This is a genomic window from Bacillus sp. SRL337 (assembly GCF_984799155.1).
On the sequence record NZ_OZ481793.1, the window covers coordinates 112501 to 133918 of the forward strand.

General features: G+C 45.8%; 18 protein-coding genes, 2 rRNA genes and 1 other annotated feature (1 of these 21 cut by a window edge). All 20 genes read left to right on the forward strand.

Annotated elements, in window-relative coordinates:
• Positions 1–1201 (forward strand): 23S ribosomal RNA (locus AC4E8A_RS00560); it begins 1735 nt to the left of the window's first position.
• Positions 1202–1332: 131 nt separating this feature from the next.
• A 5S ribosomal RNA gene (gene rrf / locus AC4E8A_RS00565) occupies positions 1333–1449 on the forward strand.
• Between the two features lie 2261 nt (positions 1450–3710).
• On the forward strand, positions 3711–4175 hold the full coding sequence (locus AC4E8A_RS00570; RefSeq protein WP_490198735.1) for a CtsR family transcriptional regulator: 465 nt from the start codon (positions 3711–3713) through the stop codon (positions 4173–4175).
• 15 nt (positions 4176–4190) lie between these two features.
• Positions 4191–4733: a protein-arginine kinase activator protein McsA gene (mcsA, locus tag AC4E8A_RS00575; protein WP_490196267.1), complete on the forward strand. Its 543-nt coding sequence runs from the start codon at positions 4191–4193 to the stop codon at positions 4731–4733.
• Positions 4733–5803 (forward strand): protein-arginine kinase McsB, encoded by a 1071-nt coding sequence (mcsB, locus tag AC4E8A_RS00580; RefSeq protein WP_490196268.1) that lies wholly within the window; start codon positions 4733–4735, stop codon positions 5801–5803. Before mcsA ends, mcsB begins: the two co-directional genes overlap by 1 nt.
• Before the next feature lie 12 nt (positions 5804–5815).
• Positions 5816–8257 (forward strand): ATP-dependent protease ATP-binding subunit ClpC, encoded by a 2442-nt coding sequence (clpC, locus tag AC4E8A_RS00585; protein WP_490196269.1) that lies wholly within the window; start codon positions 5816–5818, stop codon positions 8255–8257.
• A 506-nt stretch (positions 8258–8763) separates the two neighbouring features.
• Positions 8764–10140: a DNA repair protein RadA gene (gene radA / locus AC4E8A_RS00590; RefSeq protein WP_490196270.1), complete on the forward strand. Its 1377-nt coding sequence runs from the start codon at positions 8764–8766 to the stop codon at positions 10138–10140.
• A 4-nt stretch (positions 10141–10144) separates the two neighbouring features.
• Positions 10145–11218 (forward strand): DNA integrity scanning diadenylate cyclase DisA, encoded by a 1074-nt coding sequence (gene disA / locus AC4E8A_RS00595; RefSeq protein WP_490196272.1) that lies wholly within the window; start codon positions 10145–10147, stop codon positions 11216–11218.
• A 215-nt stretch (positions 11219–11433) separates the two neighbouring features.
• Positions 11434–12522, forward strand: coding sequence for a PIN/TRAM domain-containing protein (locus AC4E8A_RS00600; protein WP_490196273.1), 1089 nt, complete (start codon positions 11434–11436; stop codon positions 12520–12522).
• Between the two features lie 106 nt (positions 12523–12628).
• Positions 12629–13315, forward strand: coding sequence for a 2-C-methyl-D-erythritol 4-phosphate cytidylyltransferase (gene ispD, locus AC4E8A_RS00605; protein ID WP_490196275.1), 687 nt, complete (start codon positions 12629–12631; stop codon positions 13313–13315).
• A 20-nt stretch (positions 13316–13335) separates the two neighbouring features.
• Positions 13336–13818 (forward strand): 2-C-methyl-D-erythritol 2,4-cyclodiphosphate synthase, encoded by a 483-nt coding sequence (ispF, locus tag AC4E8A_RS00610; RefSeq protein ID WP_490196276.1) that lies wholly within the window; start codon positions 13336–13338, stop codon positions 13816–13818.
• Positions 13819–14111: 293 nt separating this feature from the next.
• On the forward strand, positions 14112–15569 hold the full coding sequence (gene gltX / locus AC4E8A_RS00615; protein WP_490196278.1) for a glutamate--tRNA ligase: 1458 nt from the start codon (positions 14112–14114) through the stop codon (positions 15567–15569).
• Between the two features lie 47 nt (positions 15570–15616).
• Positions 15617–15836 (forward strand) — a binding site (T-box leader).
• A gap of 503 nt (positions 15837–16339) precedes the next feature.
• Entirely contained in the window at positions 16340–17005 is a 666-nt protein-coding gene (gene cysE, locus AC4E8A_RS00620) for a serine O-acetyltransferase (protein ID WP_490196280.1), read from the forward strand.
• A complete protein-coding gene (gene cysS / locus AC4E8A_RS00625) occupies positions 16995–18392 on the forward strand; it encodes a cysteine--tRNA ligase (protein WP_490196281.1) in 1398 nt (465 codons plus the stop codon). The genes cysE and cysS overlap by 11 nt, the downstream gene beginning before the upstream one ends.
• A 2-nt stretch (positions 18393–18394) precedes the next feature.
• Positions 18395–18820: a Mini-ribonuclease 3 gene (locus AC4E8A_RS00630; protein WP_490196282.1), complete on the forward strand. Its 426-nt coding sequence runs from the start codon at positions 18395–18397 to the stop codon at positions 18818–18820.
• Positions 18820–19563 (forward strand): 23S rRNA (guanosine(2251)-2'-O)-methyltransferase RlmB, encoded by a 744-nt coding sequence (gene rlmB / locus AC4E8A_RS00635; protein ID WP_490198737.1) that lies wholly within the window; start codon positions 18820–18822, stop codon positions 19561–19563. Before AC4E8A_RS00630 ends, rlmB begins: the two co-directional genes overlap by 1 nt.
• Before the next feature lie 4 nt (positions 19564–19567).
• On the forward strand, positions 19568–20077 hold the full coding sequence (locus tag AC4E8A_RS00640; RefSeq protein WP_490196283.1) for an NYN domain-containing protein: 510 nt from the start codon (positions 19568–19570) through the stop codon (positions 20075–20077).
• Positions 20078–20146: 69 nt separating this feature from the next.
• Positions 20147–20800, forward strand: a complete 654-nt coding sequence (sigH, locus tag AC4E8A_RS00645) for an RNA polymerase sporulation sigma factor SigH (protein WP_490196284.1) — start codon at positions 20147–20149, stop codon at positions 20798–20800.
• A gap of 87 nt (positions 20801–20887) precedes the next feature.
• The gene (gene rpmG, locus AC4E8A_RS00650; protein WP_490196285.1) at positions 20888–21037 is read left to right on the forward strand and encodes a 50S ribosomal protein L33; all 150 of its coding nucleotides are present in this window, start codon (positions 20888–20890) and stop codon (positions 21035–21037) included.
• A gap of 120 nt (positions 21038–21157) precedes the next feature.
• Entirely contained in the window at positions 21158–21334 is a 177-nt protein-coding gene (secE, locus tag AC4E8A_RS00655; RefSeq protein WP_113929740.1) for a preprotein translocase subunit SecE, read from the forward strand.
• Positions 21335–21418: the final 84 nt, after the last annotated feature.

A 21418-nucleotide genomic window follows, 5' to 3' on the forward strand; every position in this document is an offset into this window, starting at 1 on the left:
CCCGTAACTTCGGGAGAAGGGGTGCTCTGGTAGGGTGCAAGCCCGAGAGAGCCGCAGTGAATAGGCCCAGGCGACTGTTTAGCAAAAACACAGGTCTCTGCGAAGCCGTAAGGCGAAGTATAGGGGCTGACGCCTGCCCGGTGCTGGAAGGTTAAGGGGAGTGCTTAGCGCAAGCGAAGGTGCGAACCGAAGCCCCAGTAAACGGCGGCCGTAACTATAACGGTCCTAAGGTAGCGAAATTCCTTGTCGGGTAAGTTCCGACCCGCACGAAAGGCGCAACGATCTGGGCACTGTCTCAACGAGAGACTCGGTGAAATTATAGTACCTGTGAAGATGCAGGTTACCCGCGACAGGACGGAAAGACCCCGTGGAGCTTTACTGTAGCCTGATATTGAATTTTGGCACAGCTTGTACAGGATAGGTAGGAGCCTTGGAAACCGGAGCGCCAGCTTCGGTGGAGGCGCTGGTGGGATACTACCCTGGCTGTGTTGAACTTCTAACCCGCGCCCCTGATCGGGGTGGGAGACAGTGTCAGGTGGGCAGTTTGACTGGGGCGGTCGCCTCCTAAAGAGTAACGGAGGCGCCCAAAGGTTCCCTCAGAATGGTTGGAAATCATTCGCAGAGTGTAAAGGCACAAGGGAGCTTGACTGCGAGACCTACAAGTCGAGCAGGGACGAAAGTCGGGCTTAGTGATCCGGTGGTTCCGCATGGAAGGGCCATCGCTCAACGGATAAAAGCTACCCCGGGGATAACAGGCTTATCTCCCCCAAGAGTCCACATCGACGGGGAGGTTTGGCACCTCGATGTCGGCTCATCGCATCCTGGGGCTGTAGTCGGTCCCAAGGGTTGGGCTGTTCGCCCATTAAAGCGGTACGCGAGCTGGGTTCAGAACGTCGTGAGACAGTTCGGTCCCTATCCGTCGTGGGCGCAGGAAATTTGAGAGGAGCTGTCCTTAGTACGAGAGGACCGGGATGGACGCACCGCTGGTGTACCAGTTGTCTTGCCAAAGGCATCGCTGGGTAGCTATGTGCGGAAGGGATAAGTGCTGAAAGCATCTAAGCATGAAGCCCCCCTCGAGATGAGATTTCCCATCACTTTATGTGAGTAAGATCCCTGAAAGATGATCAGGTAGATAGGTCTGAGGTGGAAGCGTGGCGACACGTGCAGCTGACAGATACTAATCGATCGAGGACTTAACCACGTTAAAAAGCGCAGGCGGCTTTTAATAGCCGCCGGAGCTGGATTGCAAAATAGCGAAACTCGGAACCCTTTCAGATTCTTCATGACCTTTATCTAGTTTTGAGAGAACGATGTTCTGTCAACTTCATACAGTCTGGTGACTAAGGCGAAGAGGTCACACCCGTTCCCATGCCGAACACGGAAGTTAAGCTCTTCAGCGCCGATGGTAGTTGGGGGATCTCCCCCTGTGAGAGTAGGACGTCGCCAGGCATTCAAAAGAGTACCCGAAGGGTGCTCTTTTTTATGGAGAAAAAGGAGGATAAACCAAGAGTGTTTAGTTCTGATCCTTGATTCAAGAGCACAGCTCGGGCGGAGAGGAGCAAGAAGGTCAAGGACGCGAGGGAGAGAACACCGGAGTGGGCTCTGCCCATGAGGATGTGAACGAGCGAAGCGGACAAAGAGATTCGCCGCTCATCGCCGTCCGAGCCTTCAGTGGCGATGGAAGTTGGGGCTCCCCCTGTGAGAGTAGGACGTCGCCAGGCGACCAAAAGAGTACCCAAAGGGGTGCTCTTTTTTTGTGTGAGAGAGAATCAGAAGAACGAGCAGATTGTGTAGTTCCGGCCTTTAATCAAGAGCACAGCTCGGGCGGAGAGGAGCAAGAAGGTCAAGGACGCGAGGGAGAGAACACCAGAGTGGGCTCTGCCCATGAGGATGTGAACGAGCGAAGCGGACGAAGAGATTCGCCGCTCATCGCCGTCCGAGCCTTCAGTGCCGATGGTAGTTGGGGACTCCCCTGTGAGAGTAGGACGTCGCCAGGCAATCAAAAGAGTACCCGAAGGGGTGCTCTTTTTTATGGAGAAAAAGGAGAATAAGCCAAGAGTGTGTAGTTCTGACCTTTGATTCAAGAGCACTGCTCGGGCGGAGAGGAGCAAGAAGGTCAAGGACGCGAGGGAGAGAACACCAGAGTGGGCTCTGCCCATGAGGATGTGAACGAGCGAAGCGGACGAAGAGATTCGCCGCTCATCGCCGTCCGAGCCTTCAGTGCCGATGGTAGTTGGGGACTCCCCTGTGAGAGTAGGACGTCGCCAGGCAATCAAAAGAGTACCCGAAGGGGTGCTCTTTTTTATGGAGAAAAAGGAGAATAAGCCAAGAGTGTTTAGTTCTGACCTTTGATTCAAGAGCACTGCTCGGGCGGAGAGGAGCAAGAAGGTCAAGGACGCGAGGGAGAGAACACCGGAGTGGGCTCTGCCCATGAGGATGTGAACGAGCGAAGCGGACGAAGAGATTCGCCGCTCATCGCCGTCCGAGCCTTCAGTGCCGATGGTAGTTGGGGACTCCCCTGTGAGAGTAGGACGTCGCCAGGCAATCAAAAGAGTACCCGAAGGGTGCTCTTTTCTTATGGAGAAAAAGGAGAATAAACCAAGAGTGTGTAGTTCCGGCCTTTAATCAAGAGCACTGCTCGGGCGGAGAGGAGCAAGAAGGTCAAGGACGCGAGGGAGAGAACACCGGAGTGGGCTCTGCCCATGAGGATGTGAACGAGCGAAGCGGACGAAGAGATTCGCCGCTCATCGCCGTCCGAGCCTTCAGTGCCGATGGTAGTTGGGGACTCCCCCTGTGATCGTAGGACGTCGCCAGGCATTCAAAAGAGTACCCGAAGAGGTGCTCTTTTTTTGTGCGAAAAAGAATCAGAACGAACAGGTTGTGTAGTTCCGGACTTTAATCAAGAGCACAGCTCGGACGGGGAGGAGCAAGAAGGTCAAGGACACGAGGGAGAGAACACCGGAGTGGGCTCTGCCCATGAGGATGGGAACGAGCAAAGCGGGTGAAGGGCTACTCTACCAAATAGCATAAACGAAGAAAATTCCTGTGGACGCACTTAATCTGAATCAGACATAATTCACCTCCGATTAGATGCTATTAAGAAGATATGCCGCAATTAATCAGAAATGGGTACGCCACCAGCCTGTTTACGAAGCTTCATTTCTCACTAGTAATCACTGATCAGATAACTCTTCATTTAAAGTTACTCATTTTAATTGAAATCGAAAAGGATTGAGAAGTATTCTTGTTCGCAGGTCTTTAAAACTGGTTTGACGCATAACTTTCTTTTTACAAGCAAAACTAGCAAAGATTAGGTATAACCACTCAACTTCAGCACATACCTCAAAATTTCTACCTATCCATCCGCCGGTCTCACCACGATCTTTATTTTAACGGAAAGCTCTTTCATACCGCATCAAGATATACTGTTGGTCAGGATTAATACTCAATCTGGCACGATAATCCCCAACACGGCATAATTATAAATTCAATGTGCCACCGATTCACACCGCTACCAGATATTAATACATAATATTCTTAATGGACAAACCAGGGTTCTTTTTATTATTTACCTAATAAATCAAAATTCATATGTTTAAAGGAACCCTGCATCTGGGAAAACTTTTAAGGCAGTTTAATGGATTGCAATGACAAGTTGTTCTGGTGTATAATCTTAGTCAAATATAGTCAAAGTCAAAAGAGGAGGAGGCCTGATGAGGAATATTTCCGATATCATCGAAAACTATCTTAAGAGGGTTTTTGAGGCAAGCGGCAATGAAATTGTTGAGATCAAGCGCAGCGAGATTGCCGATAAGTTTCAGTGTGTCCCCTCCCAGATCAACTATGTGATCAATACCAGATTTACAATCGAAAGAGGCTATATGGTCGAAAGCAAGCGGGGCGGTGGAGGATATATCCGTATCATGAAAGTGCAAGCCCTTGACCATGCCCATCTTGTAGATCAGTTAATGGCGTTGGTTGATAGCAGGGTTTCTCAAAGTTCTGCTGAAGATCTGGTATATAGATTGGTTGAAGAAGAGGTTATTACGTTAAGAGAAGCGAAGATTATGATAAGTGTTATGGATCGCTCGGTGTTGTATCTTAATTTGCCAGATAGAGATGAACTAAGGGCAAGGATGCTGAAGGCGATGCTGGTCACATTAAAATATAAATAGGAGAGGTGAGTTGAATTGATTTGCCAGGAGTGTAATGAAAGACCTGCCACTCTCCATTTTACAAAGATTGTGAACGGGGAAAAGACGGAAGTCCATTTGTGTGAAAGATGTGCTAAGGAAAAAGGGGAAATGTTCATGTTTGAGGGCTCTCCTGCCTTTTCAGTCAACAGCCTTCTTTCCGGACTATTGAATTTGAGTCCTGCAATGAAGCAGCAGGAGGCTCAGATCCAACGGCAGGAAGTTTTGCAGTGCGAGAAATGCAAGATGACATTTCAGCAGTTCATCAATGTCGGCAGGTTTGGCTGTGCGCATTGTTATGAAACATTCAAGGATGAGCTGACCCCGATTCTTCGAAGGGTTCACAGTGGAAATGTTGAACATCATGGAAAAGTCCCTCAGCGGATGGGTGGCACGATTCATTTAAAGAAAAAACTTACTGGTTTAAGAGGCCAGTTGCAGCAGTTGATCCAAGATGAGGAATTCGAACAGGCAGCAGGAGTGAGAGATGAGATCCGCTCCCTTGAGAAGGAAATCCATCAAGAGGGAGGCGATAAGTAATGTCCTTGGAGAAATTCCTAAGCCAGGCTTCAAGCTCATGGATGAGTGAGGAGGGGCCAAACTCGGATATCGTTCTGAGCACCCGGATCCGGCTTGCGCGCAACTTGAATGAGTACCTTTTTCCAACTTTATTCTCTGCTGAAGAAGCGGATACGATCATTGAAAAAGTGAAGGGTTGTATTTGTGAAGAGTCAGGGGAACATGGGAATCTTGAATTTTTAAAGATGTCTGAGCTGCAGCCGCTTCAAAAGAGGGTGTTGATGGAGAAGCATCTGGTGAGTCCGAATCTCACGGATGATACAAGCTATGGAGCTGTTGCTCTTTCTGAAAAGGAAGATATCAGCATCATGGTAAATGAAGAAGATCATATCCGCATTCAGTGTCTATTCCCTGGATTGCAGCTGCAGGAAGCATTAACGAAAGCAGATGAAATCGATGACTGGCTGGAAAGTAAGCTAGATTTCGCCTTTCATGAAAAAAGCGGTTATCTTACTTCCTGCCCGACCAATGTCGGTACTGGGATGAGGGCTTCGGTCATGATGCACCTTCCAGCTCTTATCATGACACAGCAGATGAACCGTATAATTCCCGCCATCAACCAATTAGGACTTGTGGTAAGAGGAATTTACGGGGAAGGCAGCGAAGCATTAGGTAACATATTTCAAATTTCCAATCAGATCACTCTCGGGAAATCGGAAGAAGATATTGTGGACGATCTGACCGGAGTCGTCAAACAGATTATTGCTCAAGAACAATCAGCGCGGGAAGCATTAGTGAAAACTTCCAACATACAATTAGAAGACAGAGTGTTCCGCTCCCTCGGTGTCCTGGAGAATTGCAGGGTAATTGAGTCGAAAGAAGCAGCAAAATGTTTGTCGGATGTGAGATTGGGGATTGATTTAGGGTATATAAAGAATATATCCCGCAATATTTTAAATGAATTAATGATTCTTACCCAGCCAGGGTTTTTACAACAATATTCAGGCGGACCGCTCCGCCCAGATGAAAGAGACATAAGGAGAGCGGCCTTTATTCGGGAACGGCTTAAACTTGAGAATAGAAGTAGTTAGGAGGAGACGAATATGATGTTTGGCAGATTTACAGAAAGAGCCCAGAAGGTATTGGCTTTAGCCCAGGAAGAGGCAATCCGTTTATCTCATAGCAACATCGGAACAGAACACATTCTGTTGGGATTGGTCCGTGAAGGTGAAGGAATCGCAGCCAAAGGATTGACAGCCCTCGGACTTAGCCCTGAAAAGATTCAGAAAGAAGTCGAAAGCCTGATTGGGAAAGGCAAGGAGAATTCCCAGACCATCCACTATACACCAAGAGCCAAGAAGGTCATTGAACTATCCATGGATGAAGCCAGGAAACTCGGTCATTCCTATGTTGGGACAGAGCATATCCTTCTTGGGCTGATCAGGGAAGGTGAAGGTGTGGCTGCCCGTGTGCTGAACAATCTCGGGGTGAGCCTGAACAAAGCAAGACAGCAGGTCCTTCAGCTGCTTGGCAGCAACGAATCAAATGGGCATCAGGGCGGCACAAGCACCAATGCCAACACGCCAACGCTGGATAGCCTGGCAAGGGACCTGACAGCTATTGCAAGGGAAGACAGCCTTGATCCTGTCATTGGAAGAAGCAAAGAGATTCAGCGTGTCATTGAAGTTTTAAGCAGAAGAACCAAGAACAATCCTGTATTAATCGGTGAGCCTGGGGTAGGTAAGACAGCGATAGCTGAAGGTCTTGCCCAGCAGATCGTCAATAACGAGGTGCCGGAAATCCTTCGTGACAAACGCGTTATGACGCTGGATATGGGTACCGTCGTTGCCGGAACTAAGTACCGCGGGGAATTTGAGGACCGTCTAAAAAAGGTTATGGATGAGATAAGACAGGCGGGCAATATTATTCTCTTCATCGATGAACTTCACACACTGATCGGCGCAGGCGGAGCAGAAGGAGCAATCGATGCGTCCAACATCCTGAAGCCTTCGTTGGCGCGAGGCGAATTGCAATGTATCGGGGCTACTACTCTTGACGAGTACCGTAAATATATTGAAAAAGATGCGGCTCTGGAAAGAAGATTCCAGCCTATCCAAGTGGATGAGCCTACGGCAGAAGAGTCCGTACAGATACTGAAAGGTTTGCGTGACCGTTATGAAGCCCACCATCGTGTATCCATTACAGATGAGGCGATCGAAGCGGCAGTCAAGCTTTCAGACCGCTATATCTCAGACCGTTTCCTTCCGGATAAAGCGATCGATTTAATTGATGAGTCCGGTTCGAAGGTGAGACTGCGTTCATACACAACTCCTCCTAACCTGAAAGAGCTTGAAGTGAAGCTTGAAGAAATTAGGAAAGAGAAAGATGCTGCAGTCCAAAGCCAGGAATTTGAGAAAGCTGCTTCCTTGAGAGATACAGAACAGCGTTTGAGAGAAGAGCTGGAAGATACGAAGAAAACCTGGAAAGAGAAACAGGGACAGGAGAATACGGAAGTCACAGTCGAGGACATCGCCAAGGTTGTATCCAGCTGGACCGGCATCCCTGTCAGCAAGCTCGCGCAGACGGAAACGGATAAGCTTCTTAAGTTGGAAGAAATCCTGCACTCCCGTGTTATCGGCCAAGATGAAGCTGTAAAGGCTGTATCGAAAGCTGTAAGGAGAGCGAGAGCAGGTTTGAAAGATCCGAAGAGACCAATCGGTTCATTCGTTTTCCTTGGCCCAACCGGTGTCGGAAAAACAGAATTAGCCAGGGCATTGGCTGAATCTATGTTCGGTGACGAGGAATCAATGATCCGGATTGATATGTCAGAGTATATGGAAAAGCATTCGACCTCCCGTCTTGTTGGTTCACCTCCGGGCTATGTAGGATATGAAGAAGGCGGGCAGCTTACCGAAAAGGTACGCCGCAAGCCATACTCCGTCATCTTGCTTGATGAGATTGAAAAGGCGCATCCTGATGTCTTCAATATCCTTCTTCAAGTGCTTGAAGATGGCCGACTGACTGACAGTAAAGGACGTACTGTCGATTTCAGGAATACGGTTTTGATCATGACATCAAATGTAGGAGCCGAATCCCTGAAGAAGAATAAGTACGTTGGCTTCAACATCCAAGATGGAGAACAGGATTACAAAGACATGAAAGGGAAAGTGATGGAGGAACTGAAGAGGGCCTTCCGTCCGGAATTCCTGAACCGAATTGATGAAATCATTGTCTTCCATTCTCTTGAAAAAGAACATTTGAAAGAAATCGTGTCATTGATGTCCGATCAATTGACCAAGAGATTAAAAGAACAGGATATTTCCCTGGCACTTACAGAGGCAGCCAAAGAGAAAATTGCGGATGAAGGCTACGATCCTGAATATGGGGCACGTCCGCTTCGCCGTGCCATCCAGAAGCATATCGAAGACCGATTATCGGAAGAACTGCTGAAAGGTACAGTCCTTACAGGCCAGCAAGTCCTCATTGATGTAGAAAATAATGAGTTTACTGTGCGGATGAAAGAAACGAGCAATACATCTTCTTAAAGAAAAGTTAAACAATCAAGAGCAGTCAAGCAGGCCTTAACGAAAGGCTCCGTTGTTTTCTGGAGCCGCTCTCCAAGGCCAAGGCTGCTCTTGGCTTGTTTTTTTAAAAGTTTCGAACTGCCATATATAATGTGAATCGCGCAAACTGCAGCATCTTCTCTTCAATAGGCTTTTTCGTGAACTTTGTTGCTATTTACTATGAGGGGCGTACTATATCGCCCTATTTCACCAGAAATAATTCGAAAAGAAAGAATGAGCGGATCTTCCATTGATATAGAAGAGCCGTAGTATGGCAAGGAAAAATTCAAACCTTGGGATGTACCCAAGAGCAGCAATCAATACGAGAATAGCCTTTCAATAAGAGGAAAACATTGGTACATCATTCTTGTTGTTTTTTAATTCCCCTCGAATTTGTCACCATTCTATAATAGACCTCAAAACGTCTTCTTGTAGCAGTATTTCAGTAAAATATATTACATAGATATAAAAAGAGAGAGGTAATACAGTTGGCTAAAAAGAAAACTAAGTTTATGTGTCAGTCATGCGGATATGAATCAGCAAAGTGGATGGGCAGATGTCCCGGCTGTTCTGAATGGAATAAGATGGTGGAGGAAGTCGAAATCACCGGTAAACAGCCAAGGGGTGCTTTTAAGCATTCTATGCAGCAAGGGCCATCCAAGGCAGAGAAACTTGTTTCGATTGAAACCAAGCAGGAACCGAGAGTCGCAACCGATTCAAGGGAGTTGAACAGAGTGCTTGGTGGAGGGGTGGTTCCCGGATCGCTTGTTTTAATCGGGGGAGATCCAGGTATCGGAAAATCGACTTTGCTTCTACAGGTTTCATCTCAATTGGCAGAGGGTAAACACAAGGTTCTATATATATCTGGTGAAGAATCCATCAAACAGACAAAGCTTAGGGCAGACCGATTGAAAATCAAAGCAGACGATCTTTATATATATGCAGAAACCAATTTAGAATCTATACATGGAACCATTGAAGAGCTTTCTCCGGCGTTTGTGATTGTCGATTCCATTCAGACCATCTTCCATCCGGATGTGACCTCCGCTCCGGGAAGCGTTTCACAGGTTCGTGAATGCACGGCAGAGTTAATGAGAATTGCGAAAACAAAAGGAATTGCCATATTTATCGTCGGGCATGTTACAAAAGAAGGGTCAATTGCAGGTCCAAGACTGCTGGAACATATGGTTGATACCGTCCTGTATTTTGAAGGTGAGAGGCATCATGCCTACAGAATCCTCAGAGCGGTGAAAAACAGGTTTGGTTCGACCAATGAAATGGGAATCTTTGAAATGAAAGAGCTTGGCCTTGAGGAAGTGGAAAATCCGTCAGAGATATTCCTTGAAGAAAGGTCGCAGGGAGCTGCCGGTTCCACCGTGGTTGCTTCCATGGAAGGAACGAGGCCGGTCCTTGTGGAAATTCAGGCTTTAGTCACTCCGACAAGCTTCAATAATCCACGGAGGATGGCAACGGGAATCGACCATAGCAGAGTTTCCCTGATTATGGCTGTTCTAGAAAAACGTGCCGGCTTCCTGCTGCAGCACCAGGATGCCTACCTGAAAGTAGCAGGTGGTGTGAAGCTGGACGAACCGGCCATCGATCTTGCAGTAGCGGCATCCGTTGCTTCCAGCTTCAGGGACCAGTCATCGGATCCATTCGATTGTATAATCGGCGAGGTGGGATTGACGGGTGAAATTCGCAGGGTATCAAGGATTGAGCAGAGAGTACAGGAAGCAGCAAAACTGGGATTCAAACGGGTCATCATCCCTGCTAATAATATCGGTGGCTGGAAAGCGCCATCTGGAATTGAGATTATCGGTGTGAAGAATATAAATGAAGCACTGAAGCAAATTTTAGGAGGATAACTACATGAGCGAGAAGAAGGTACAGGATAAGTCGATGTCCGATATCTTGCAATTCGTTGCCCCAGGGTCACCTCTCCGGGAAGGTATCGACAATGTACTTAGAGCGAATACCGGGGGACTTATCGTAATTGGTTACAATGAAAAGGTGAAATCTCTGGTGGATGGGGGATTTCACATAAACAGTGTATTTTCGCCGAGCTATCTTTATGAACTGGCGAAGATGGACGGAGCCATCATCCTGAATGATTCCGGAACCAAGATCATCCTGGCCAATGCACAGCTGGCCCCCGATGCGACAGTACCTTCTTCTGAGACCGGTATGAGACACCGGACTGCAGAACGTGTAGCCAAACAGACCAAATGCCTGGTGATTGCGATTTCCCAAAGAAGAAATGTCATTACGCTTTATCAAGGCAATTTCAGATATGCCCTGAAGGACATCTCCAATATTCTTACAAAAGCGAACCAGGCAATCCAGACACTCGAGAAGTACAAGGTCGTGCTTGATCAAAGCATCTCAAACCTCTCTGTCCTGGAATTTGAAGAGCTCGTTACTTACAGCGATCTGCTTCAGGTTCTCCACCGCTTCGAAATGGTTCTCAGGATCAAAAATGAACTTTTGTCTTATTTAAGTGAACTGGGAACAGAAGGAAGGCTCATACGCCTTCAAATGAATGAACTCCTTTCTGACATAGAAGAGGAAGCCATGCTGATCATTAGGGATTACTCCCATATCCGTGATATCAAGCCGTTTGATATCCTCCACAAATTCCAGGAGCTGGTTCATTCCGAAGTGCTGGATGACACAGTCCTTCTAAAACTGCTTGGCTACAATGGCTTTATTCATTTGGATGATGGTGTCTGCCCGCGTGGTTATAGGGTATTGAACAAAATACCGAGGCTGCCGATTGTCATCATTGAAAACCTGGTCACCAACTTTGAAATTTTACCGAATATCCTGAAAGCGGATGTAGGGACACTTGATGATGTTGAAGGAATCGGGGAAGTGAGGGCCCGCAAGATTAAGCAGGGATTAAAATTGATCAGGGAGCAAACCTTTGCTGACAGGCAGTTGTAGGTAATTTGTCATATTTATACTCTTGTGTTAGAATATGTATTTTTAAAATTGACACTGCCGGTATTAAGTGGTAGCCTTTTTTAAAAGGCTGAGAGCGTAGAATGTTATACCAATATAACAAAAACATATCATTTTGATTACATTCAAAAAATATTGCGATTTTATACGTTTCAAAAATAGGAAATTGTTTATAATGAGTAGGAGGAGGTGAGGGGATGTTAAAGAGAATCGTTCAAGCATGTTTCCTTATACTTGGAGGAACATTAGGAATTTTTCTTCTTCCCGATTTACTTACATTAATCAATCTGTCAGATGAACCGTTATTAAACAACCCTTATATAACTGCAATCTTAGGAGCTATTATTTTTTATATATTAACTTTCTGGGCAGTTACGTATGTGGAGAACTTTATTAAGTGGTTTGAAGATTCACTGGTGAGAGCACCGGTGACTGATATTCTGTTTGGGAGCTTGGGTTTAATTCTCGGATTATTCGTTGCTTATCTCTTCGGAATTCCTTTTAATTCAATGGAGATCCCGATAGTGAATACAGTCGTGCCGATTTTACTGACCCTGCTGCTTGGATACCTTGGGTTCCAGGTGGGCTTCAAGAAAAGGGATGAGCTGATCAACCTATTTTCAATGGGGAATAAAGCGAAAAAGAAAGGTACGGAAGATGAAATCGAATCTCCTGAAAAGACGCTTAAAATTCTTGATACCAGTGTTATTATTGACGGACGAATCGCTGATATCTGCCAGACGGGGTTCCTTGAAGGCATTATAGTAATCCCGCAGTTCGTTTTGGAAGAACTACAGCATATTGCCGATTCCTCAGATGTACTAAAGAGGAACCGGGGCAGACGGGGCCTTGATATACTGAACCGGATACAAAAAGAGCTTCCGATTGAAGTCCAGATCTATGAAGGGGACTTCGAGGAGATCCAGGAAGTGGACAGCAAGCTGGTCAAGCTGGCTAAAATCACGAACGGAATTGTCGTTACAAACGACTTTAACTTAAATAAAGTATGTGACTTGCAAAGTGTGCAGGTCTTGAATATCAACGATTTGGCAAATGCCGTGAAACCTGTGGTCCTGCCTGGGGAAGAGCTGCGCGTCCAGGTCATCAAGGATGGGAAAGAGCAGAAGCAGGGTATTGCATACCTTGATGACGGCACAATGATTGTCGTTGAAGAAGGCAGGAATTACATCGGTAAAAGTATTGAGGTTCTTGTGACAAGTGTGCTTCAGACGTCTGCCGGAAGAATGATCTTTGCTAAACCGAAACAATTGGAAAAAGCGTTATAACGAAATAATGAAAATAACAGCATGGTAAACCGGCGGTGGCTAATGTACTCTGGAAGGAGTTCTGTCACCGCCTTTTTATCAGTCTGAGGGAGATAGGAGTCTACATATGAAATACCAGGTAATCATCCCGGCAGCTGGACAGGGGAAACGTATGAAAGCCGGGAAGAACAAGCTGCTGCTTGAGCTTGATGAGCGTCCCATTCTTATCCATACGTTAGAGGTGTTTGAACGGGACACTGATTGTGAAGGAGTCATCCTTGCTGTGCATGAAGATGATAAAGCAGCATTAGAAAAATTAGCTGACATTCATGGCTTGTCGAAGATAAAGGAAATGGTGTTCGGCGGTAAAGAGCGGCAGGACAGTGTTTATAATGCACTGAAGACCGTTGAAAAGGCAGAAATGGTTCTTGTCCATGATGGGGCCCGTCCGTTCATTGCAGAATACGTCATTAAAGAGTTGTTGAAAGAAGCCGGAAATAGAGGAGCGGCCATTGCAGCGGCTCCTGTCAAGGATACAATCAAAAAGGCGGAAGGCGGCATTGTCCAGGAAACCATTGAACGTTCTGGCTTGTGGCAGGTCCAGACTCCGCAGGCTTTCCGGATCGACCTTTTAATGGAGGCACACAGGAGAGCGCAACAGGAAGACTTTACAGGTACTGATGATGCCTCGCTTGTCGAGCGTCTGGGTGAGGAAGTCGGAATTGTGGAGAGTGACTATGATAATATTAAGATAACCACGCCGGAGGATTTATACTTTGCTGAGGCAATCCTCGCGAAGAGAAGGCAAATATAGTTTTGAAAGGAAGTTTGATCATGTTCAGGATCGGACAAGGATTTGATGTTCATCAATTGGCGGAAGGAAGACCGCTGATCATCGGGGGGATCACCATCCCTTATGAAAAGGGCCTGCTTGGCCACTCTGATGCAGATGTGCTTCTGCATACAGTGGCAGACGCCTGTTTAGGCACCATAGCAGCAGGCGATATTGGGAAGCACTTCCCGGATACAGACCCGGAATTCAAAGACGCAGATTCAGGTAAGCTCTTGAGTCATGTTTGGAATCTGGTAAAAGAGGCAGGCTATGAACTGGCGAATATCGACTGCACCATTATTGCGCAAATGCCAAAAATGGCCCCCTACATCACCCAAATGAGAGAAAGAATTGCAGAACTTTTGGAAGCGGATTTATCGCAGGTGAATGTGAAAGCAACCACTTCGGAGAAACTGGGATTCACCGGCCGTGGAGAAGGAATTGCTGCGCAGGCTACTGTGCTGGTGGTTAAGAAATCTACCTGATGACAGTGGTACGGCTGGCAGTGCCAGGGTTATAACAGATTAGGTTATGTTCAGGCATATTAAGATAATTCCTTATCCTAATAATATATAAGATACTTAAAAAGCTTGTGCTGTATAGATTTAAACTTGTACTGTTTACGCGGATAACTCCTGCAGCGAAAAACACCGAACTTTTTCTTAAATGGCAAAAATAATGAACTATTTTTACTGTCAGAACAAGAATATAACTTTATTCAACTATTCAACGATGATAAAATATTGCAGAGATACTGAGAATCGAGGAGGAAATACTCATGACAAACGAAATCAGAGTGCGTTATGCTCCGAGTCCGACTGGACATTTACATATCGGTAATGCGAGAACAGCGCTCTTTAACTATCTATATGCCCGCAGTACCGGTGGAAAGTTCGTTATCAGGGTGGAAGATACAGACGAGAAGCGAAATATTGAAGGCGGCGAAGAAAGCCAGCTGAAATATTTGCAATGGCTCGGCATTGACTGGGATGAGAGTGTTGATAAGGGCGGCGAGTATGGACCATACCGCCAATCAGAAAGAAACCACATCTATAGCAAGTACTACCAGGAACTTTTAGATAAAGGGCTGGCTTATAAATGCTACTGTACAGAAGAAGAACTTGAAGCTGAGCGTGAAGCACAGCAGGCAAGAGGAGAGATGCCAAGGTACTCCGGAAAGTGCGCCAACCTTTCCAAGGAAGAGCAAGAGAAGCTGGCAGCAGAAGGACGCCAGCCGAGCATCCGCTTCAAAGTGCCTGCTGGAAAAGTATACAAATTTGATGATATCGTAAAAGGCGATGTATCGTTCGAATCCGATGGAATCGGCGATTTCGTTATCGTAAAGAAAAATGGAATCCCTACTTATAACTTTGCTGTTGCGGTTGATGACTATCTTATGAAGATCACTCATGTCCTTCGCGGAGATGACCATATTTCCAATACCCCGAAGCAATTGATGATCTTTGAAGCATTCGAATGGGAAGCGCCAATATACGGTCATATGACATTGATTGTAAACGAAAATCGCAAGAAGCTGAGCAAGCGTGACGAAACAATCATTCAGTTCATTGAGCAGTACAAAGAGCTTGGATATCTGCCTGAAGCGTTATTCAACTTTATTGCATTATTGGGCTGGTCTCCAAAAGGCGAAGAAGAGCTGTTCAGCAAAGAGCAGTTCATTGACATCTTTGATCCGGAGCGTTTATCAACATCCCCGGCTGTATTCGATAAACAGAAGCTGCTTTGGGTGAATAATCAATACATGAAGAACCTTGATCTTGAACAGGTTGCTGCGCTGGCAATCCCCCATTTGGTGAAGGCGGGCAAAATCAGTGAAGGACCTTCAGATGGAGAAAGAGAATGGGCACTTAAATTGATTGCCCTATACCAAGAGCAAATGAGCTTTGGTGCGGAAATCGTAGAGCTTTCAGAAATGTTCTTCAAGAATGATATCGAGTACGAAGAGGATGCGAAAGAGGTCCTCGCCGAAGAACAGGTGCCGGAAGTGTTAAGAGCTTTTGTTCTTGAGCTCGACCAGCTTGAAGACTACGAAGCAGCCGGTATCAAAAAATCAATCAAAGCGGTCCAGAAGTCGACTGGGCAAAAAGGGAAGAAGCTGTTCATGCCGATCCGTGCAGCGGTTACTGGCCAGACCCACGGTCCTGAGCTTCCGAATGCAATCGAGTTATTAGGGAAAGATAAAGTAAAACATCGAATTGAGAGTCTTTTGGGTTAACATTTGCTCCAGAATGTAATATATTAAAAGTATTAAACATGAATAAGCAAAAAGTGTTGATGAGGAGAAGTAAAGAAGCGAAGCTTTTCAGAGAGAACCACCATCGGCTGAAAGTGGTTTAAGCCTCTCGTTTCTTGAAATGCACCTCTGAGTCCTTTATTGAAGATAGTATGTAAAGGCGGCTTCCTTCCGTTACAGGGGATTAAAGTTGGGAAAAACTAAGCGTTTTACCTAAACAGAGTGGAACCGCGCCGAAGCGCCTCTGTCTTATGGACAGGGGCGCTTTTTTTGTTTTTTAAAAGGACCATTCCTTCCGTTGGATAGTAAAGATGATTTCCGTTCCAAGTGCGCTACTCCGCGGAGCTGACAGTGCACTAAAAAGCGGAAGCTGCCATTCTGGGCAAACGAAGCGAGCCGATGCTGCCTAATCGCAAAGAGAGTAAGGAAGCCCTCCAGCAGCTGAGCCTTGGAGGTGGATACGCAAGGAGAATGACCGCAGCCTGCCAGCTGGTAGGTTTGTTCCAGCAGGATGGACCATCGGCCGCTGGAGCTGGAAGAGTCCCGCTGATCCCGCAGGAGTCGGGCAGCTTCCGCCCCATTCACCTTAGGCAATGACACGTATCTCTCTTTTGAGAAATCAGTTTTTATAAATACACCCGGAAACAGTTAGGTTCAACTTTTTGGTTTCAAGTGAGCTTAAAGTATGGAATCAGGCTTTTTATAATCATATTTTTAAAAAAATCGGGATGAAAGAAAGGAGGGGGACGCAAGTGTTTAAGCATCTTAGAGAAGATATACAGACTGTATTTGACCAGGATCCGGCAGCCCGCAACTCGCTGGAGGTCATTTTGACTTATTCAGGACTGCATGCGATTTGGGCACACAGGCTGGCCCATGCATTTTATAAACGAAAATTCTATTTTATCGCCAGAGTGATCTCCCAGGTAAGCCGCTTTTTCACTGGTGTTGAAATCCACCCCGGTGCAGTGATCGGCAGACGGTTTTTCATTGACCATGGGATGGGCGTCGTCATCGGCGAGACATGTGAGATCGGTGAAAATGTAACGATCTTCCAAGGGGTCACTCTTGGTGGAACAGGAAAGGAAAAAGGTAAACGCCATCCGACCATCAAGGATAACGCTCTTGTTGCCACAGGTGCGAAAGTACTAGGGTCTATCGTTGTTGGAGAGAATTCTAAGGTAGGGGCAGGCTCGGTAGTTTTAAAGGATGTCCCTCCCAATTCGACAGTGGTCGGCATTCCGGGCAGGGTCGTCATAAAAGACGGCGTAAAGGTGAAAGAGAAAGACTTCAATCATACTGATCTTCCAGATCCTGTGGCAGATCGATGCAATGACTTGGAAATTCAAATACTGACATTGAAGAAAATGCTCGCAGAAGCACAACAGAAAGGGGATATCCGCCAAGATGACCATTAAAATTTACAACACACTCACAAGGAAAAAAGAAGAATTCAAACCGCTGGACGAAGGAAAGGTAAAGATGTATGTCTGCGGTCCGACAGTATACAATTATATTCATATAGGAAATGCCCGCCCCGCAATCGTCTTTGATACCGTCCATCGCTATTTTGAATATCGCGGCTATGATGTCAACTTTGTATCAAACTTCACAGATGTTGATGACAAGCTGATCAAGGCGGCAAACGAACTTGGTGAAGACGTGCCAGCCATTGCTGAGCGGTTTATTGAGGCCTACCATGAAGACACTGGTGCTCTTGGATGCCAGAAAGCAGATGTCCATCCGCGAGTAACAGAAAACATGGATATCATAATAGATTTCATCCAGGCATTGATAGACAAAGAATATGCCTATGAATCGAAGGGTGATGTTTATTACAGGACAAGGAAATTTGAAGGCTACGGTAAGCTCTCGCATCAATCTATCGATGAATTGAAAGTCGGAGCGCGGATCGAGGCGGGAGACAAAAAGGAAGACCCGCTTGATTTCGTGCTTTGGAAAGCAGCGAAAGAGGGAGAAATCTTCTGGGAGAGTCCATGGGGCCAAGGCCGTCCGGGTTGGCATATTGAGTGCTCGGCTATGGCCAAGAAGTATCTGGGAGAAACGATTGATATCCATGCAGGCGGACAGGACTTGGCCTTCCCCCATCATGAAAATGAAATCGCTCAGTCAGAAGCATTGAATAACCAAACATTTGCACGTTATTGGATGCATAACGGATACATTAATATTGATAATGAAAAGATGTCTAAGTCCCTTGGGAACTTTGTTCTCGTTCATGACATTATCAAAGAACAGGATCCGCAAGTCCTCCGGTTTTTCATGTTGTCCGTCCACTACAGGCATCCGATCAACTACAATCTTGAACTGTTGGACAATGCCAAGACAGGTCTGGACCGCTTGAAGACATCTTATGAAAACCTGAAGCATAGAAGGGATTCTTCCGCGGAGCTGACGGATAATAATAATGAGTGGTTTGAAAAAATTGCTATACTGAAAGAACAGTTCATCAGTGAAATGGATGATGACTTTAATACAGCCAACGGTATTTCTGTGCTATTCGAGTTGTCCAGGCAGGCAAATTATTATCTCATGGAAAAGAACACATCCGTTATAGTGATTGATGATTTCATGAGACACTTCCAGGAGTTCTTCGAGGTTCTGGGCCTGAAGCTTGAAGAGGCAGAATTGCTTGATGAAGAAATCGAAGAAATGATCAACCAGCGGAACCAGGCAAGAAAAGACAGGAAATTCCAGCTTGCAGATGAACTGCGAGATAAGTTGAAAGATATGAATATCATTCTGGAAGATACGGCTCAGGGAACACGCTGGAAAAGAGGGTAATCATGTTATATCAGCAGAATGAAAATATAGATGCCAAACAAATGAATGCTCTTGCACTGGCCTACATGGGGGATGCCGTATATGAAACATATGTGCGGCAGTTCCTTCTCCAGTCAGGGAGGGTAAAACCAAACCAGCTGCACCGTGCCGCAACAGGATATGTTTCAGCCAAGGCCCAGGCTGCGGCACTTAAAGTAATATCAGACCAAGAACTTCTTTCGGAGGAGGAAATGGCCATTGTCCGCAGGGGGCGTAATGCCAAGTCCGGCACTATTCCGAAGAATACCGATGTACAGACTTACAGATACAGTACAGCTTTCGAAGCATTAATCGGCTACTTGTTTTTGCAAAACCGGAAGGAACGGCTTGAGGAACTGATACAACAGACTTTAGATAATAATATTAATCACCAGAAAGGAGGATCATGATGGACAGTGAATTTATTGCAGGGAGAAACCCTGTCATAGAGGCCTTGAAATCAGGCCGCGATATCAACAAAATCTGGATTGCAGAAGGCTCACAAAAAGGATCGATGGGACAAATCACCAAGTTGGCAAAAGAAAAGAAGGTTCTGGTCCAGTTTGTTCCGAAACAGAAAATCGAGGGAATGGTCAAGGAGAACCATCAGGGGGTTGTCGCATCAGTAGCCGCTTACCAGTATGCAGAAATGGACGAGCTGTATGCGAGAGCTGAACAAAAGGGTGAGACACCTTTCTTCCTGATGCTTGATGAACTTGAAGATCCCCATAACCTGGGGTCGATTATGAGAACGGCAGATGCTTCCGGTGTCCATGGGATCATCATTCCAAAAAGAAGAGCAGTAGGGCTTACAGCTACAGTAGCAAAAGCATCGACGGGGGCGATTGAACATATCCCTGTAGCAAGGGTCACCAACCTGGCACAGACTATTGATGAATTGAAGGAAAAGGGCCTCTGGGTAGCGGGAACGGATGCGAAAGGTGCGGATGACTACCGCAGGCTGGATGGAGATTTGCCGATATGCCTTGTCATCGGCAGTGAAGGGAAAGGAATCGGCCGTTTGATAAGAGATAAATGTGATTTTCTTATTAAAATGCCTATGGTTGGGCATGTGACATCATTGAATGCATCTGTCGCAGCCAGCATTCTGATGTATGAGGTATACCGCAAACGCCATCCTTTAGGGGAGTAAGAAGATGAACATTCTCCTCGTGGATGGATACAATATCATTGGGGCCTGGCCGGAGCTTAGGGATCTGAAAAACAAAGACCTTGCTGCAGCCAGGGACCGCCTGGTGGAATGTATGGCTGAGTATCAAGGGTATACCGGTTACAGAGTTATTGTTATCTTCGATGCTCACTATGTAACAGGTATTGAAAGAAAATATAAGAATTATAAAGTGGATGTATTTTATACGAGAGAAAACGAGACTGCAGATGAAAGAATAGAGAAACTGGCGATAGAACTCAATAATATAAAAACACAAATCCATGTTGCTACCTCCGACTTTACGGAACAATGGGCCATATTCGGGCAGGGTGCATTGAGGAAATCAGCGCGGGAACTTTTTAATGAGTGGCAGTCCATCCAGAAAAAAATTGAAAAAAATGTCAAGAAAACTGTGGAGAGGAAGCCTTCATCGAAGATCACTCTTACAGAAGAAGTGGCAGAAATTTTTGAAAAATGGCGCCGGGGACAGCAATGACCTGTTGACGCTTTCAAAAATAGTGCTGTATAATATTGTCTATCTATTGTTTGCGCGAGGAGGATATGTGTGGACATTCACAGCAGCACAGGAGAACTGAAAACTCTATTAGAGACAATGGACGACGAAGCCGTGATTGAGATGGTTCACCAGGGAGAAAGCGAAGCGCTGGATTTCCTTATTAAGAAATATCGGAATTTTGTGAGAGCGAAAGCGAGATCCTATTTTCTGATTGGCGCTGACAAAGAGGATATTGTACAGGAAGGCATGATAGGACTGTACAAAGCAATACGTGATTATAAAGAGGATAAACTGACCTCTTTTAAAGCATTTGCCGAGCTGTGCATTACCAGGCAGATCATCACGGCAATCAAGACAGCGACACGCCAAAAACATATACCGCTGAATTCCTATGTGTCATTGGACAAGCCTATTTATGATGAAGAATCGGACAGGACTCTTCTGGATGTCATAACCGGGGCCAAAATAACCAATCCCGAAGAGTTGATCATCAACCGGGAAGAGTTTGACAGTATGGAAGACAAGATGGCAGAACTTTTGAGTGACCTTGAGAGGAAAGTCTTATCGCTTTATCTTGACGGCCAATCCTATCAGGAGATCTCAGAAGAGTTGAACCGCCATGTGAAGTCGATAGACAATGCTCTACAGAGAGTCAAACGCAAGCTGGAAAGGTATTTGGAAGTAAGGGAAATCACCTTATAGTGCTCCCGATGCCGTATTGACACAAAAACACCTCCATGTTATTTTTGATAGGACTTACTTAGTATGAAAAAATAGCAGGTGAAGTTAATGAGCAGCAAAGTTGTTTTGGCTTGCAATGAATGTGGTTCCCGTAACTATACCGCTCCTAATAATAGAAGCGGCAAGCAAGATAGATTAGAGTTGAAAAAGTTCTGCAGTACATGCAATGCCCACACAATCCATAGAGAAACAAAGTAGAATAAAAAGCGGGAACGGCCGATCAGCGCCGTACGGATTGGAGTCTGCTAGCCTTTGGGGCGCTGCAGCTGACATCGAGATGGACGCCCGGTGATATATACAAGTTGGAGGTAACAACAGATGTTCAAATTCTTTAGCAATGTCTCATCAGAGATGAAAAAGGTAAGCTGGCCGAAACGCAAGGAGCTTACACGTTACACAATCACTGTCATTTCTACTGTTATTTTTGTTGCACTTTTCTTTACAGTTATTGATTTGGGGATCTCTGAACTTATTCGTCTTATTCCTGGCAGATAAAGCCTTTTAGTAGAAATTTGATTTCGCCATAATTACGAAATGCAGAATGCGTTGTATATAGAGATAGAATTCATGGTATAATGA

What these genes read in the sequence shown, in the direction of transcription:
- gltX (WP_490196278.1), top strand. Translation starts at nt 14,112, where the DNA reads ATGACAAACGAAATCAGAGTGCGTTATGCTCCGAGTCCGACTGGACAT.
- ispD (WP_490196275.1), top strand. Translation starts at nt 12,629, where the DNA reads ATGAAATACCAGGTAATCATCCCGGCAGCTGGACAGGGGAAACGTATG.
- ispF (WP_490196276.1), top strand. Translation starts at nt 13,336, where the DNA reads ATGTTCAGGATCGGACAAGGATTTGATGTTCATCAATTGGCGGAAGGA.
- rpmG (WP_490196285.1), top strand. Translation starts at nt 20,888, where the DNA reads ATGAGCAGCAAAGTTGTTTTGGCTTGCAATGAATGTGGTTCCCGTAAC.
- cysS (WP_490196281.1), top strand. Translation starts at nt 16,995, where the DNA reads ATGACCATTAAAATTTACAACACACTCACAAGGAAAAAAGAAGAATTC.
- AC4E8A_RS00640 (WP_490196283.1), top strand. Translation starts at nt 19,568, where the DNA reads ATGAACATTCTCCTCGTGGATGGATACAATATCATTGGGGCCTGGCCG.
- mcsB (WP_490196268.1), top strand. Translation starts at nt 4,733, where the DNA reads ATGTCCTTGGAGAAATTCCTAAGCCAGGCTTCAAGCTCATGGATGAGT.
- secE (WP_113929740.1), top strand. Translation starts at nt 21,158, where the DNA reads ATGTTCAAATTCTTTAGCAATGTCTCATCAGAGATGAAAAAGGTAAGC.
- AC4E8A_RS00600 (WP_490196273.1), top strand. Translation starts at nt 11,434, where the DNA reads ATGTTAAAGAGAATCGTTCAAGCATGTTTCCTTATACTTGGAGGAACA.
- rlmB (WP_490198737.1), top strand. Translation starts at nt 18,820, where the DNA reads ATGGACAGTGAATTTATTGCAGGGAGAAACCCTGTCATAGAGGCCTTG.
- AC4E8A_RS00630 (WP_490196282.1), top strand. Translation starts at nt 18,395, where the DNA reads ATGTTATATCAGCAGAATGAAAATATAGATGCCAAACAAATGAATGCT.
- clpC (WP_490196269.1), top strand. Translation starts at nt 5,816, where the DNA reads ATGATGTTTGGCAGATTTACAGAAAGAGCCCAGAAGGTATTGGCTTTA.
- disA (WP_490196272.1), top strand. Translation starts at nt 10,145, where the DNA reads ATGAGCGAGAAGAAGGTACAGGATAAGTCGATGTCCGATATCTTGCAA.